Origin of the sequence: Luteitalea sp. (assembly GCF_044337415.1) — a bacterium.
GTDB lineage: Bacteria > Acidobacteriota > Vicinamibacteria > Vicinamibacterales > Vicinamibacteraceae > Luteitalea.
Genome location: NZ_JBIINP010000047.1, coordinates 1 through 15,121 on the forward strand (window position 1 = coordinate 1; position 15,121 = coordinate 15,121).

The 15,121-nt window shown below is 71.2% G+C and carries 10 protein-coding genes; 6 read left to right on the forward strand and 4 right to left on the reverse strand.

The window, feature by feature from the left end:
- The first annotated feature begins 198 nt into the window (after positions 1–198).
- From ACIRDX_RS09810 to ACIRDX_RS09820, 3 genes are all read left to right on the forward strand, one after another.
- Positions 199–3,366 (forward strand): WD40/YVTN/BNR-like repeat-containing protein, encoded by a 3,168-nt coding sequence (locus tag ACIRDX_RS09810; protein WP_396625237.1) that lies wholly within the window; start codon positions 199–201, stop codon positions 3,364–3,366.
- A gap of 214 nt (positions 3,367–3,580) precedes the next feature.
- Positions 3,581–5,122: a hypothetical protein gene (locus tag ACIRDX_RS09815; RefSeq protein WP_396625238.1), complete on the forward strand. Its 1,542-nt coding sequence runs from the start codon at positions 3,581–3,583 to the stop codon at positions 5,120–5,122.
- A 10-nt stretch (positions 5,123–5,132) separates the two neighbouring features.
- Positions 5,133–7,052 carry a hypothetical protein gene (locus tag ACIRDX_RS09820; RefSeq protein WP_396625239.1) on the forward strand — a complete coding sequence of 640 codons (1,920 nt, stop codon included), beginning with the start codon at positions 5,133–5,135 and terminating at the stop codon, positions 7,050–7,052.
- On the opposite strand, the gene ACIRDX_RS09825 is transcribed toward ACIRDX_RS09820, so the two are convergent.
- The 4 genes from ACIRDX_RS09825 to ACIRDX_RS09840 all read right to left on the reverse strand — a co-directional run bounded on the left by ACIRDX_RS09825 (position 7,049) and on the right by ACIRDX_RS09840 (position 9,607).
- On the reverse strand, positions 7,049–7,198 hold the full coding sequence (locus ACIRDX_RS09825; protein WP_396625240.1) for a hypothetical protein: 150 nt from the start codon (positions 7,196–7,198) through the stop codon (positions 7,049–7,051). The genes ACIRDX_RS09820 and ACIRDX_RS09825 overlap by 4 nt on opposite strands.
- A gap of 40 nt (positions 7,199–7,238) precedes the next feature.
- Positions 7,239–7,691 (reverse strand): cytochrome c-type biogenesis protein CcmH, encoded by a 453-nt coding sequence (locus tag ACIRDX_RS09830; RefSeq protein WP_396625241.1) that lies wholly within the window; start codon positions 7,689–7,691, stop codon positions 7,239–7,241.
- Between the two features lie 140 nt (positions 7,692–7,831).
- Positions 7,832–8,536: an ABC transporter ATP-binding protein gene (locus tag ACIRDX_RS09835; RefSeq protein WP_396625242.1), complete on the reverse strand. Its 705-nt coding sequence runs from the start codon at positions 8,534–8,536 to the stop codon at positions 7,832–7,834.
- Positions 8,537–8,539: 3 nt separating this feature from the next.
- On the reverse strand, positions 8,540–9,607 hold the full coding sequence (locus ACIRDX_RS09840; RefSeq protein WP_396625243.1) for a M14 family metallopeptidase: 1,068 nt from the start codon (positions 9,605–9,607) through the stop codon (positions 8,540–8,542).
- Between the two features lie 271 nt (positions 9,608–9,878).
- Here ACIRDX_RS09840 and ACIRDX_RS09845 point away from each other — a divergent pair, with 271 nt between their 5' ends.
- Genes ACIRDX_RS09845 through ACIRDX_RS09855 form a run of 3 tightly spaced genes read left to right on the forward strand, consistent with a single transcriptional unit; the run spans position 9,879 to position 15,114 of the window.
- Complete coding sequence (locus ACIRDX_RS09845) at positions 9,879–12,269, forward strand: TonB-dependent siderophore receptor (protein WP_396625244.1); 2,391 nt, start codon at positions 9,879–9,881, stop codon at positions 12,267–12,269.
- Positions 12,266–13,735, forward strand: coding sequence for a DUF3526 domain-containing protein (locus ACIRDX_RS09850; protein ID WP_396625245.1), 1,470 nt, complete (start codon positions 12,266–12,268; stop codon positions 13,733–13,735). The genes ACIRDX_RS09845 and ACIRDX_RS09850 overlap by 4 nt, the downstream gene beginning before the upstream one ends.
- Positions 13,732–15,114, forward strand: coding sequence for a DUF3526 domain-containing protein (locus ACIRDX_RS09855; protein WP_396625246.1), 1,383 nt, complete (start codon positions 13,732–13,734; stop codon positions 15,112–15,114). Before ACIRDX_RS09850 ends, ACIRDX_RS09855 begins: the two co-directional genes overlap by 4 nt.
- Positions 15,115–15,121 lie beyond the last annotated feature (7 nt).

The window sequence follows — 15,121 nt, forward strand, 5'->3', positions numbered from 1 at the left end:
CGTCGGGTCGATCAGGTCGAGGATCGTGTCGATGCGGGAGAGCGGCACGGACATGCGAGGCAAGAGGGTGAGGCGTGGCGTGTGCCCCCGCCGCCAGGGTAGGGCGGGGTGTCCCACCCCGCCGCTCTCGAGAACGGCGCGGTCGGAGACTGCCCCCTAGCCTGTAGGTTACGCTCTCTGCCGGAGGAACCCGTCAACGTGACCAAGTTCGTGGCGCTGATCGCTCTCGTGCTGTCTCTCGTCGCTCATGGATCCGCGCAGGCGCCGCCGGCGCAGCCCCCCGCGGACGACCTCGACAAGGCCCTGTCGGTGCTGAAGTGGCGTGGCATCGGTCCCTTCCGCGGCGGACGCGCCAATGCGGCGGTCGGCGTCCCCGGCGACACCCAGACCTACTACATGGGGACGACCGGCGGCGGCCTGTGGAAGACGGAGGACGCAGGCCTCAGCTGGAAGAACATCTCCGACGGGTACTTCCAGACGGCGTCCATCGGGGCCATCGCGATTGCCGGCAGCGACCACAACGTGATCTACGTCGGCTCGGGCGAGCACGCCGTGCGCGGCGTGATGACGCATGGCGGCGACGGCGTGTACAAGTCCACCGACGCGGGTCGCACGTGGAAGAGGGTGGGCCTCGAGGCCACGCAGCACATCGCCCGGATCATCGTCCACCCGACCAATCCCGACGTGGTGTACGTGGCCGCGCAGGGGCAGTTGTACGGCCCCTCGCCCGAGCGCGGCGTGTTCAAGTCGGTGGACGGCGGCACGACCTGGCGCCACCTGCTGAAGGTGGATGAGAAGACGGGCGCGTCCGAGTTGTCGATGGATGCCACCAACCCGCGCATCCTGTATGCCGCGATGTGGGAGCACGGACGGCAGCCCTGGAAGATCACCAGCGGCGGCCCCGGCAGCGGGCTCTACAAGTCCACTGACGCGGGCGAGACCTGGCAGAAGCTGACCAAGGGCCTGCCCACCGAGATGGGCAAGATGGCCATCGCCGTGAGCCGCACCAATCCCGACAAGGTGTGGGCCCTGATCGAGGGCGACTCGATGAAGGACGAGGGCCGCGGCCTGTTCGTGTCGACCGACGCCGGCAAGAGCTGGTCGCAGGCGTCCAGCGATCCGCGACTGGTGCAGCGCGCCTGGTACTACATCGAGGTGTTCGTGGACCCGAACCGCGAGGACACGGTGTACGTGCTCAGCGCCCCGGCCCTGCGCACCACCGACGGCGGCAAGACGTGGTCGATGCTCTCGGGCACGCACGGCGACTACCACGACCTGTGGATCAACCCGGCAGACTCGAACAACTTCGTGATCTCCAACGACGGCGGCGCGGCGATCACCTTCAACGCCGGCAAGAGCTGGAGTTCGCAGTCCAACATGCCGACGGCGCAGTTCTACCGGATCAGCGTCGACAACCAGTTCCCGTACCGCATCTACGCCGGGCAGCAGGACAACACGTCGGTGTCGATCGCCAGCCGCGCATTCGGCGCCGGCGGCATCGGCGAGTCCGACTGGACGGCCTCGGCCGGCGGCGAGAGCGCCTTCCTCGCCTTCGATGCCGACGACCCGCGATACGTACTCGGCGGCAGCTACCAGGGCACCATCGAGGTGCTCGACACGAAGGCGAAGGCGGGCACCAACGTCATGGCCGCGCCCATCCAGTACCTCGGGGTGAGCGCCAAGGACATGAAGTACCGGTACAACTGGAACGCCCCGATCATCGCCAGCCGCCACGAACGCGGCGCGTTCTACCACGGCGCCCAGGTGCTGCTGAAGACCACCGACATGGGCAAGACGTGGAAGGAGGTCTCCCCCGACCTCACCCGCAACGAGAAGGCCAAGCAGGACACACCCGGCGGGCCGTACACCAACGAGGCCGTCGGCGCCGAGAACTACGGCACGCTGGCGTACGTGATGGAGTCGCCGCACGAGAAGGGCGTCATCTGGACCGGCAGCGACGACGGGCTGGTGCACCTGACGCGCGACGGCGGCGCCACGTGGAAGAACGTGACGCCGAAGGGCCTCGCCGAGTGCCTGATCAACGCCATCGAGGTGTCGCCCTTCGACAAGGGCACGGCCTACATCGCCACCACGCGGTACAAGTTCAACGACCAGGCGCCCGGCCTCTACAAGACGACCGACTACGGCGCCACGTGGACGAAGATCGATCGCGGCATCCCGCACGGCGCCTTCACCCGGGTGGTCCGCGAGGACGAGACGCGGCGCGACCTGCTGTTTGCCGGCACCGAGCGCGGGCTCTACATGTCGTGGAACGGCGGCCAGGACTGGGTGCCGTTCCAGCGCAACCTGCCCATGACGCCCATCACGGACCTGCGCGTCCACAAGGGCAACCTCATCGCCGCCACGTCGGGGCGCTCGTTCTGGATCCTCGACGACCTCTCGGTGCTGCGGCAGTACAAGAAGGACGCGCCCACGTTCGGGCTGTACGAGCCGTCGCCCGCCTACCTGGTCAACGGCGGCAGCGCGCTCGACAGGACCGACGACGAGTTCACCGGCGCCGACACGTTCACCGGCGTGAATCCCGCCACCGGCGTCGTCCTCTACTACCGGCTCCCGGAGTTGAAGAAGGACGAGGACGTCACGCTCGAGATCGCCGACGGATCGGGCAAGGTGATCCGCACGTTCTCGTCGAAGAAGTCCGACGCGAAGCGCTGGGACGGCGGCCCGCGGCCCGAGCCCACGCTCACCAAGCAGGTCGGCCTGAATCGCTTCGTGTGGAACATGCGGCACTCGACGATGCCCGGCGTGCCCAACGTGTACATCGAGTCGAGTTTCAGCGGGCACAAGGCGGTACCTGGCACCTACACCGCGACCCTGAAGCGCGGCGACCAGTCGTCGAGCGTGAAGGCGCAGATCCTGCCCAACCCGCTCTACACGATCACTCCGGCCACCTACACGGAGTACGACACGCTGATGACACGCCTCGAGGGCGAGGTGGCGACGATGCACCGCACCGTCAACAGCCTCTACGAGGCGCGGGTGCAGCTCGAAGGCCTGCTGGCGCAGCTGCCGTCGGACCAGAAGCACGCCGCGCTGAAGAAGGACGGCGAGGCGCTGGTGACGAAGCTGAAGGCCTGGGACGGCGAGATGGTGCAGCGTCGGTCGCGCGCCTACGACGACGTGGAGAACTTCCCGAACGGGTTCACGGCCAACTGGCTGTTCATGCTGAACCAGACCGAGAGCGACCTGCCGCGCGTGAACCAGCCGTCGCTCGATCGCCTCGAGGTGCTGTCGAAGCAGTGGGCGGGCCTGAAGGCGCGCGCCGACGACCTGCAGCAGAAGGACCTTCCGGCCTTCAACAAGGCGCTGTGGGAGGCCGGGGTCGGGGCCATCTGGAAGAAGTAGGGCCAGGGGAGGGAGACGGGGCGCGCAGGCCCCGCCTCCCTGTGTCCGCGCGGGGCCTGGGACGGCTCCGACCTCCCGGATTGCCCAGGGACTCAAGAAACACCAACCAAAGACGATGACTGGGGGGCAGTAGCGCTGTCCCGATCGCGGGAGCGCCGCAGTGGCGTGCGTGGACAGGCGCGCCGCCCGACGAACCGCCATCGCGGAGGCCCCAGTGTCCGTGTCCCTTCGTCGCGTCGCCGCGAGGTGTGCGCTCGCCCTGTTGCTCGCCGGCGCTGCGCCCGCGCTCGCCGCCCCTCTTCCCACGGCCTTCACCTACCAGGGCAGGCTCGTCGAGGCCGGGCAACCGGCAACCGGCACTTACGCGCTGACGTTCAGGCTCTTCGATGCCGAGACAGGTGGAGCGCAGGTCGGCCCCACGCTCGTCGTCCCCGGCGTGGTCGTCACCCAGGGCGTGTTCACCGTCACGCTCGACTTCGGGCCGGTGTCGTGGACGCAGGCGCGCTGGCTCGACGTGACCGTCGGCGCGACCCTGCTGTCGCCACGGCAGCCCGTCACCCCGACGCCGGCAGCGCTGCACGCGGCCTCGGCCGCGTCTGCGCCCTTCAGCGGCCTCACCGGCGTGCCGAGCGGCCTGGCCGACGGCGACGACGTGGGGCTGACCAGCGTGCCCTGGTCGATCGTCCAGAACCGGCCCGCCGGTCTCGACGATGGCGACAACGACACGACCTACACGGCGGGCACCGGCCTCGCGCTGACCGGCACCACGTTCAGCGCGAAGGGGACGCCGCTCGCCAACCTCGTGACCGTCGCCAAGAGCGGGGGCGACTTCACCACCATCCAGGCTGCCGTCGACAGCATCACGACGGCGGGCGTCGGCACACCCTGGCTCGTGTACATCGCGCCCGGGACGTACACCGAGCGAGTCGTGCTGAAGGACTACGTATCGCTGCGCGGCGCGGGACCGGGCATCACGGTGATCTCGGCCCCCAACGGCGGCAGCGGTCCCGCCACGGTGTCTGGCGCCAATGGCAGCACCGTCTCGTACCTGACGATCGAGGCCAACGGCTTCGGGGGCGCACGCGTCGTCGGCTACTACACCGGCACGGCTGCGGTCGACACGACGCTCGACCACGTGTGGATCTCGGTCACGGACGCGAGTTCGATGGCCGCGGTGGAAGCCCGTGGCGTGGTGCTCGACGTGCGCGACAGTCAACTGCGAAGCACAGGATTCGGCGGACAGACCGCCATCGGCCTGGACCACTATGAAGGCACGGTCCGCCTCGTGCAGTCCGACATCCTGGTGAGCGCCACCACGGTCGGCGGGCAGGCCATCCTCACCTCCGGCTATCAGGTGCACGTCGAAGGCGGGCGTCTCGACGCGTTCTCCTCGAACAGCACCGGGCTCTCTGTCCACGGGGTGCTCATCTACGCCGGTGAGGTCTTCCTCAACGGCGTCAGGATCCGGAGCGGCGGTGGACAACAAGCGATCGGCGTGAAGGCCGGCGCGTTGCTCGGCGGGGTGGTGCTGGTGGACGCCGACGTGCAGGCGAGTGGCGGCGGCCAGCCGGCCGTGGGCCTTGCCGGCCCCGGCATCATCCAGGTGCGCAACAGTCGCATCTCCGCCGCCGTGGCCGCCGATCCGGACGGCGGCTCGATCCGTGCTGCGCACTCGATGATCGACGGGACGCTCGCGGCGCCGATCACCTGCATCGGCGCCTACGACGCCGCCTTCGCGGCGCGTACCTGCCCGTAGGCGGCCAGGCATGGGACGGCACAGCAAGCTCTGGCTCGCCGCCGTGTGCGGAGGCATGGTGTCGGTGCTGCCGCAGATGGCCACCGCGCAGGCACCGCCGACCGTGGACCGCGCCACCATCGCGGGTGGCGGCGGCGACAGCGCCGGGGGGACGTTTGCCCTCGTGGGCGCGATTGGCCAGCCCGTGGCCTCGTCGGCCTCGACCGGCGGCACCTTCGGCGCCGCGGCCGGCTTCCTCGTGCCATGGCTCGTCGGCACGGCACCGACGATCACGGCCATCGAACCGGTGGTCACGACTCCGGACACGCCACGCACGATCACGGTGGGCGTCGCCGATGCCGAGTCTCCGGCCACCGCCCTCGTGGTGACCGCCTCGTCGAGCACGGCCGTGGTGGCCGCCGACGGCGTCAGCGTGATGGGCTTCGGCACGGCACGCGCCCTCACGATCAGGCCGGCGGCCGGCCAGGTGGGCAGCACCGTCATCACGGTGCGCGTGGCGGACCCCGACGGGCAGGTCGCCGAGCGCAGTTTCGCCTTCACCGTGACGGCGCAGACGGCCGCGGACACCTTCCGCTATTTCCTGGCCGAAGGCGCGACGTCGTCGTTCTTCGACACCCAACTCGCGCTGCTCAACCCTGGCGACGTCGCCACCGCAGCGACGCTCACGTTCGCGCAGGCCGCGCAGGCGCCGGTGTCGCTCGTGGTGTCGTTGCCGGCGCGCACGCGCCGCACGGTGTGGCCGAGGACGGTCGCCGGGTTGGCCGCCGCCGAGTTCTCGACCAGCGTCTCGGCGTCACAGCCGCTCGTCGTGGACCGGACGATGACCTGGGACGCGAGCGGCTACGGCTCGCACGCCGAGACCGCCGCGACGTCGCCGTCGCCCGTGTGGTACCTCGCCGAGGGCGCGACGCACAGCGGCTTCGCCCTCTTCTACCTCCTGCAGAACCCGGGCGACACGGCGACCACGGCGCGCGTGCGGTACCTGCGCGCCGCTGGTGCGCCGCTGGAGAAGACGTACCCCCTGCCTCCCCGCTCGCGGACCAACATCTGGGTGAACGTCGAGGAGTTCGCGGGCGAGGGGCAGGCACTTGCCGCAGCGGAAATCAGCGCCGTCGTCCAGACGGCGGACCTGACCCCGATCATCGTCGAGCGGGCGATGTATCGATCGACGCACGGGCGCGTGTTCGATGCCGGCCACGAGAGCATGGGCGTGACCACGCCCGCCACGCGGTGGTTCCTCGCCGAGGGGCGCACCGGTCCCGTCTTCGACCAGTTCGTGCTGATCGCCAACCCCGACGCCAGGGACGCCGCCGTGAGGCTGACCTACCTGCTCGACTCGGGCCAGACCTACGTGCACGACATCGTCGCCCCGGCGAGTGCGCGCACGAGCGTGTGGGTGGACCGCGAGAGGATTCCTGGCGTGCCAGGCGAGCCTCTTGCCGACGTGGCGCTCTCGACCTCGGTCGAGTCGTTGAACGGCGTGCCGCTGATCGTCGAGCGCGCCATGTGGTGGCCCGGTAGCGGCGACACCTGGCACGAGGCCCACAACTCGGCGGGGGCGATCGCCTCGGGCACGCGCTGGGCGCTGGCCGAGGGGGAGGTCGGCGGACCGCGCGGCCTGCAGACCTACGTGCTCATCGCCAACGCGTCCGCGTACGGCGGAAGGGCGCGCGTGACGCTGCTGTTCGAGGACGGCACGAGCACGTCGCGTGAATACCCGCTACTGGCCCAGGCGCGCACCAACGCGGCGATCGGCCCCGACTTCGGCGACGTGGTCGAGGGCCGACGCTTCGGCGTGGTCGTCGACGCACTCGGGCTGACCGACGAGGCGCCGGCGCCTCAGATCGTGGTGGAGCGCGCGATGTACTCGAATGCCGGGGGCGTGCCCCTCGCGGCCGGCACCAACGCCGTCGCCACGCGCCTGCGCTAGTCGTGCATGTGCTCGAGGGAGAGGCGCTCGAGGTCGGCGTGGCCGATGTCGTCGGTCGAGATCGTCTGCACCAGGCAGCCGTGCTTCATGATGCCGACGCGCGTGCCCGACTCCTTGGCACGGAACGGGTCATGGGGGGCCGGCATCTGCGCGATCCGGAAACCGTGACCAACGACAGGCGACGGCTCAGTCGAGGTCGCGCAGTTCCTCGTCGAGCCGTTGCTCGAGCCCACGGCTGCCTCCGGCCGGTGGCCCGGGGACAGCGGCCGCGGCCAACGTGCTCGGGCCGAACCGGCGGACGATCGCCAGCGCCAGCCCCACGCTGGCCAGCAGCAGCGCCAGCGGCATCAGGTGCAGCGTGAGGTCGAAGCCCTCGGCCGGAGGCACGGCAAGGATGCGCTTGCCATGCTGCGCCACGTACGCATCGACGATCTGCTGGCGCGACTGTCCCTCGGCCAGGCGACGACGGACATCGCGGCGGACCTCGTCGGCGGCCGGCGACTGGTGCACCGAGACCTGCTGACTGAAGCAGCACGGCGCGATCAGCATCGCGTCGACCACACGCGCCTCGCGCTCCAGATCGGGGCCGGAGAGGACGGGGGAGATCGCGAGCGCGAGGACGAGCGTGGCGAGGGTCATGGCGGACTCGGCGGCGGGCTCGGCGCCCGGACTACCAGTGGCCGGGTCAGCACTGCGCACCGCTGCTCAGAGGATGCGGTCGGCGCGCGTCAGGTGACAGCCCCTGCCGCGCACGGCCGGGGCGGGCCGCGGGGCCACCGTCAGTCGTGCATGTGCTCGAGGTAGAGGCGCTCGAGGTCGGCGTGGCCGATGTCGTCGGTCGAGATCGTCTGCACCAGGCAGCCGTGCTTCATGATGCCGACGCGCGTGCCCGACTCCTTGGCCCGGAACAGGTCGTGCGTGGCCATCAACACCGCCACGCCCTCGCCGCTCAGGTGCTGCAGGAGCACGGAGAACTCGTTGGAGGCCTTGGGGTCGAGCCCCGAGGTCGGCTCGTCGAGCAGCAGGGCGCCCGCGCGCTTGGCCAGCGCGATGGCGATGCCCACCTTCTGGCGCATCCCCTTCGAATAGGCACCGACGCGCCTGTCGGCCGCCTCGCGCTGCAGGCCCACGCGCGCCAGGAAGTCGAGCAACTGGTCGCGGCCGTACTCGCCGTGCCCGGCCAGCGCGCTGAAGTACTCGAGGTTCTCCACGCCGGTCAGGGTGCGATAGAGCATGACCGTCTCGGGGATGTAGGCCAGGTGCGCCTTCGTCTCCGCCGCGTGCGTGGCCACGTCGAGCCCGTTCACGCGCGCCACACCCGAGGACGGTTGCACCACGTCGAGGAACAGGTTGATGGTGGTGGTCTTGCCGGCGCCGTTGGCGCCCAGCAGGCAGAACACCTCCCCCGGCGCGATGGTGAGCGTGAGCCGGTCGAGCGCCAGGTGCGTCCCGTAGCGCTTGGTGAGGGCGATGGCCTCGAGCATGGGTCAGGGTTCCTGGTGGACCGCGGTCGCGATCGTGGCGATGGCCTCACCACGCGAGACGGCCGGGGTGGCCAGCACGAAGAGCACGTGCCCGGCGCGCGGCGCCACGACGCGCTCCGCTGGCCGGCCGTGGAAGTCGGTGATCTCGCCGATGAGCGCTCCCGCGGCGACCTCTTCCCCGGCGCGCACGCGACCGTGGAAGATGCCGGTGGCCTCGGCCGAGACGCTGACGCGCTCGCGCACGAACCGCAGTCCGGGCGTGGGCGGTAGCGCGCCGTCCCGCATGCCGAGATGCCGCGTGAGGCGGTCGAGCCCACCCGCGACGAGGTCGACGAGGTCGGGCTCCACGTTGCCCAGGCGCCCCACCTCGATGTCGAACGCCGGGATCCCGCGCCGCACCGCCACCACCCCGGTGTACAGGGCCGGTTCCTCGTCGCGCGGGGCGAACGGGAACTCCACGACATACGGCACACCGAAGGCCACGGCCATGGCGCGCGATCGCGCGATGACGGCAGCGCCGCCGATCTTCGCGTAGTAGCCGGTCCACGGGCGGAGGTCCTCGTGGGCATCGCCGGAATGGATGTCCACCACGGCATCGGCGCGCGGGATCACCTGCGTGGACAGGACATGCGCGATCCGCTCCGTCACGCTGCCGTCGGACCGGCCCGGGAACACGCGGTTCAGGTTCTTGCGATCGACCGGGTTGACGCGGACGCTGCGGGCGAGGAACGCCTCGACGTTCGCGACGCGCACCAGCACCACCGTGCCGCGCAAGGCCGCCGGGTCGACTCGCGGGGCCCACGCCTGCAGGGCCAGGATGGGCGTGATCTCGGCACCGTGCACGCCGGCGATGAGCGCGAGCACCGGTCCGGGCTGCGCGCCGTGGATCACCGACACGGGAATCTCGGTGGCCCCGTCGCTGCCAGCCGGCACGGCGAGCACGCCATGCCCGACCGATCCGGGCGCCACGACGAGGTCGCCCAACCGGAACGGCTCCACGCCCCTCGCGACGCCTGGCACCCCGAGGAGCGCAAGCAGGGCCACGACGATGAGGGAGCGGCGGCTCGGCATGCCCCGACGGTAGCCGTCCCTCGGCAGCGCGGCCATGCAGACCCGACGAATGGCTCCCCCACGAACACGACCGGGCGCGGGCGGTCCACCAGTGGTCGCCGTCGAGGCTCAGGCGGCATCCCTGGCCCGACGCCCGGTCGGCGCGGGCGTCCAGCCGTGTGGCGCGCTGGCTCAACCATTCATCGACCTCCCCGCACCGTTCATCGGGCCGACGCGGCCGCTGGTGAAGTGCCGCGCGGACGCGACGCCAACCGTGGGCACGCTGGCCGGCATGCTCCGTCGTCTCCTGCTGCTCCTGACCCTCGTGATGGCCTGCCCCACGGCGGCGCTCGCGGCCGGCACGATCACCGGCCGCGTCCTGGTGTCGGGCACCGATGTCCCGGTGACGGGCGCCCGGGTGCTGGTCGCCGAGGGGACCGCCGAGACCAGCACCGACGCCACCGGCGCCTTCACGCTCGCCAATGTCCCGGAGGGCGCCGTCACGGTCGTGGTGCTGCGCGACGGCTACGCGCCCCTGTCGCAGCCGGTCACGGTGAGGACGGGCGAGACGGTCACGCTCGACATCCAGCTGCCGTTCGCGCCGCGGGTGAGTCAGGAACTGACGGTGCTCGGGCGCCTCAGCGACTACGTGGAGGCGACCGCGTCGGCGGCCAAGACGTCCGAGCGCCTGCTCAACGTGCCGCAGGCCATCCAGGTGCTGCCGGCGCAGTTCCTGGCCGACATCGGCGCGCTCGACACCAAGGACATCTACAAGCACGTGTCGGGCGTCAGCGACAGCTCGTACTCGTCGACCGTCGTCCGCGGCTTCACGCAGCGTGAGGTCCTGATCAACGGCGTCCGCGGCAACCCGTACGGCAGCCTCGACGGCGACATCAACGGCGCCGGCTTCAGCACGAGCCAGTTCCGGCTGTCCAACGTCGAGCGGGTCGAGGTGCTGAAGGGGCCGGCGTCGGTCCTGTACGGATCGAGCGAACCCGGCGGCGTGATCAACTACGTGACCCGAAAGCCGCGCGAGCGCTTCGACCTGCGGTTCACCGCCGCCACGGGCAACTTCGACCAGCGCCTCGCCGAGGTCGACGTGACCGGCCCGCTGAACGCCAAGGGCACGCTGCTGGCACGCGGCGCCTTCTTCTTCGAGCAGCGCGACGTGAACCGGTTCAACGCGGCCACCGAGAACCGGCACGGCGTCGGCGGGCTGCTGTGGCGCCCGCACGCCAACACGGCGCTGACCTTCGACTACGAGTACATCTGGCAGCGCAACGAGGGCCACCGCCTGCGGGGCGTCCCGGTGGACCCGGCGGGCCGCTTCCTCGCCGACATCCGGTGGACGGCCACCGAGCCCAGCGACTACACGGACCTCGAGGCCAACGTCGCCCAGGCCCATTGGGACCAGGTGCTCGGGCGGGGGATCCGCCTCGAGACCACCGTGCGCGCGCTGTCCTACGACCGGCGCGAGTCGTACCACGAGCCGCGCGGCCTGATTGCCGGCGGCACGCTGATGCAGCGCGACTACCGCGTGCAGCTGCGGACCAACGACGACTGGACGATCGCCAGCGGCGCGATCGTGCCGTTCACCACCGGTCCGATTCGCCACGAGCTGGCCACCGGCGTCGAGTTCGTGCGCCAGGACCACACCTTCCGCTCCGCGACGCTGCCGCAGGCGAGCGCGGGCGGCCCGGTGCTGCCGCTGAGCCTGCAGTCGCCGGTGTACGGCCTCACCCCGCAGTACACCGTCCCGGAGTCGCGCTTCGGCACCGACGTCGCCGACAGCCTGCGCTCGGGTCTCTACGTGCAGGACCTGATGGCGCTCGGCGACCGCTGGCGCGTGCTCGTGGGCACCCGCCTCGACCGCTACGACGACGACGGCCTCGATCGGACCAACGTGGTGCTCGACACCGACCAGCGCGCCGTCACCGGCCGCCTCGGCGTCGTGTTCAAGCCGGCCGAGCCGATCTCGCTGTACGGCAACGTGGCCAACGGGTTCACGCGCGCCAGCGTGCTGTCGCAGGCGCCGAGTGCCAACGGCCCGCACGATCCCGAGACGTCGCGCCAGGTGGAGGGCGGCGCCAAGGCCGACCTGTTCGGGGGCAAGGCGCAGGTGACGCTGGCGGCGTTCGACACGATCAAGCGGAACGTGCTGCGCCCGGACCCGAACTTCGGGCCCGACGGCACCAATCCCAACGCGGTCCTGGCCACTGGCCAGGTGCGCAATCGCGGCCTCGAGCTCGACCTCGCCGGGCAGCTGACGCCCTGGTGGAACGTGGCCGTCAACTACACGCACCTGCGGTCCCGCATCGAGGAGGACCCCACGCCGTCGGTGGTCGGGCAGCCGATGCCCAACGCCGCCCCGAACATGTTCGGCCTCTTCACGCGCGTCGACCTGCCGTTCGGCACGTCGGTCGCCGGCGCGGTCGAGTACCGCGATCGGCGCCGTGAGCCCTTCGCCAACCTCGTCGCCCCCGCCTACACGGTCGTCGACCTGCACGTGTTCCAGCAGATCACGCGCAGCATCCGCCTGCAGGTGCGCGCCGACAACATCTTCAACGAGGAATACGCCGCCTTCTCGCTGTTTGCCGGCCGTGTCGGCAACGTCCCCGGTGCGCCGCGCACCCTGTCGGTCCTGTTCATGCTCAACCACCGCGGCGGGAAGCCGACGCCGTGAACTCGGCCCTCCGCATCGCCCGCCACGAACTGCGGCTGGCGTGGCGATCGGGCCTGGTGTGGGTGCTGGCGGCGGCCGCGACCGCACTGATGCTCGCGGCGACGATGATCGGCACGCAGCGGCACCAGGCCACCCGCCAGCAGCGCGACGCCTACCAGGCGACGGTGGCCTCGCAGTTCCGCGACCAGCCCGACCGCCATCCGCACCGGGTGGCGCACTACGGCTTCCTGGTGTTCCGGCCGCCCTCCCCGCTCGGGTTCTTCGATAGCGGGCTCGAGGACCACGCGGGCTCGACCATCTTCCTCGAGGCCCATCGCCAGAACGGCGCGACCTTCAGCGATGCCTCGCAATCGGACGGGCTCCGGCGGGTCGGTGACCTGACGATGGCCGTGGTGCTGCAGGTGTTCGTGCCGGTGCTGGTGTTCGGGGTCGCGGGTACGCTGGTCACGCGCGAGCGCGAGGCGGGCACGCTGCCGCTCCTGCTCTGCCAGGGCGCATCGTGGCCAGCCATCCTCTGGGGCAAGTGGCTCGGGGCCCTCGGCATCACGGCCCTCGTGCTGCTCCCGAGCACGGCCCTGGCGGCAGCGTGGCTGGCCCTGGTCTCGGACATCACGTTCGACGGCGACACGGCCGCGCGCGCCGCGATGCTGGCCATCCTGCATGCGGCGTACCTGGCCGCATGCGCCGCCATCGCCATCGTCGTGTCGGCCCGCCAGTCGACCTCGCGGGGCGCCGTGTCGGCCCTGCTCGCGACATGGGTGCTGCTCTGGATCGTCGTGCCGCGGCTCGCGCCGATGGTGGCCGCCAGCCTCCATCCTGTGCCGCCGCGCGCGGAGTTCGAGGCGCGCGTGGAGCGGCGCCTGCGGGAACTGGGCGACAGTCACGATCCGGACGACCCGCGCTTCCAGGCCCTGCGCCGCGAGACGCTCGCGGCCTACGGGGTGTCGCGGGTCGAGGACCTTCCCGTCAACTACAACGGCATCGTCACGCAGGAGGGCGAGCGCCTGTCCAGCGAGGCGTTCGAGGCGCACCAGCAGGCCCTCGTGGCGACGTACCGGCGCCAGATGGGCGTGCTCGACGCGGCCTCGGCGCTGAGTCCGCTGGTGGCGATGCGGCAGGCGTCCATGGCGCTGACCGGCACCGACCTGCCGCACACGCTGGCCTTCGATCAGGACGCCGAGCGGTATCGCTACACGCTGGTGCAGGCCCTCAACACGCTGCACGCGACGGAAGTCGAACATGCGCGCGACCGCTACGCCGGCAGCGGCGAGCGCGATGCGCCGTCACGCCAACGCATCGACGCCTCGCACTGGCAGGACCTGCCGCCGTTCGTCGCCGGCCACCCCACGCTGCACGAGGCCCTGCGGGCACGGCCGACCCCGCTGCTGATCGTCGTCGGCTGGACCATGCTGGCTGCCGTGCTGCTCTGGCGCGCCGCCCGCAGCGCACGAGGGGCATCGTCGTGAGCCTGCCACTCGCCCGCATCGTGCGACTGCAATGCAGGGCCCTGCTCGACACCCGCACGGCTCGCGCCAGCCTCATGGTGTTCCTGCTCGCCGGGCTGCTCGGGCTGTGGTACGGACACGTCGTGATCGCGCGGCAGCACGTCGCGCTCGCGGCAAGCCCTGCCCTCGAGGCCGAGCAGCACGCGGCGGTCTTCAGGCACGTCGCGCCGACGGCCAGGGCGGCCGATCAGCTCTACTACCTGCACTTCCACACGCGGCACGAGCCCGGACGGTGGGCGCCGTTCGCGCTCGGCCTGCGCGACGTCCAGCCGTACAACCTCAAGATCCGCCTGCTCGCGCTGCACGGGCAGCTGTACGCCGGCGAGTTGGTGAATCCGTTGCTGGTCGCTGCCGGCCACTTCGATGCCGCCTTCGTCCTCGCCTGGCTGTCGCCCCTGCTCGTGATCGCGCTGCTCCACTCACTCTGGGCGGAGGACCGCGAGTCCGGCACCTGGGCGCTCGTGCGCGCGCAGTCCGCCTCCCCCTGGCGCCTGCTCGGCCTCACCTGCGCCGTCCGCGTCGCCGTCGCGCTCCTGCCCTGCCTGCTGCTGATCGGCGTCGCCGTCGCCTGGTGGCAACTGCCCCTCGATGGCCGAATCGCGACCGTGGTCGCCCTGACCGTCGCGCACGTGCTGTTCTGGAGCGGCATGGCCCTGCTCGTGGTCTCGCGGGGCTACTCGTCGCAGGTGAACGCGCTGGTCCTGGTGGGCGCCTGGCTGCTGCTGGCCCTGGTCGGCCCTGGCCTCATCACGACCGTCGTCTCGGCGCGCCACCCGCTGCCCCAGGCGCTCGAGCTCACCGTCCGGCAGCGGCAGGGCTACCACGCCGCCTGGGACCGCCCGCTCGCCCAGACGATGGCGGCCTTCTACCGGCACTACCCTGAGTTCGCGGGTGCCGACGTGCCGACCAACACGTACTCCAACGCGTGGTACTACGCGATGCAACAGGCGGGCGATGACGCAGCAGCGCCTGCGGCGAGGGAGTACGTCGCCGCGCTCGAGCGTCGGCGCGAGACGAGCCGGCGCCTGGCGCGCGCGTTTCCGCCTGCCGTCTTCCAGCTCGCCCTCAACCAGGTGGCTCGCACCGACCTCGACAGTCACCTGGGCTACCTGCAGTCGGTGGCCACGTATCACGAGACGCTGAAGCGTGAGTTCCTGCCGGCCATCTTCGACGGGCGACCGGTGAGTGCCGTGGACTGGAAGGCGCTGCCGCGCCACGGCTACCGCGACGTACGCGCCCCGGAGGTGACCGGCGCACTCGTCACACTGTGGATCGCGGCGTTCGCGACCCTCGGCGCCGGTGCCTGGGCGCTCGCCCGCGCCGTGCGCCGGGAGCCCTGAGCCGGGC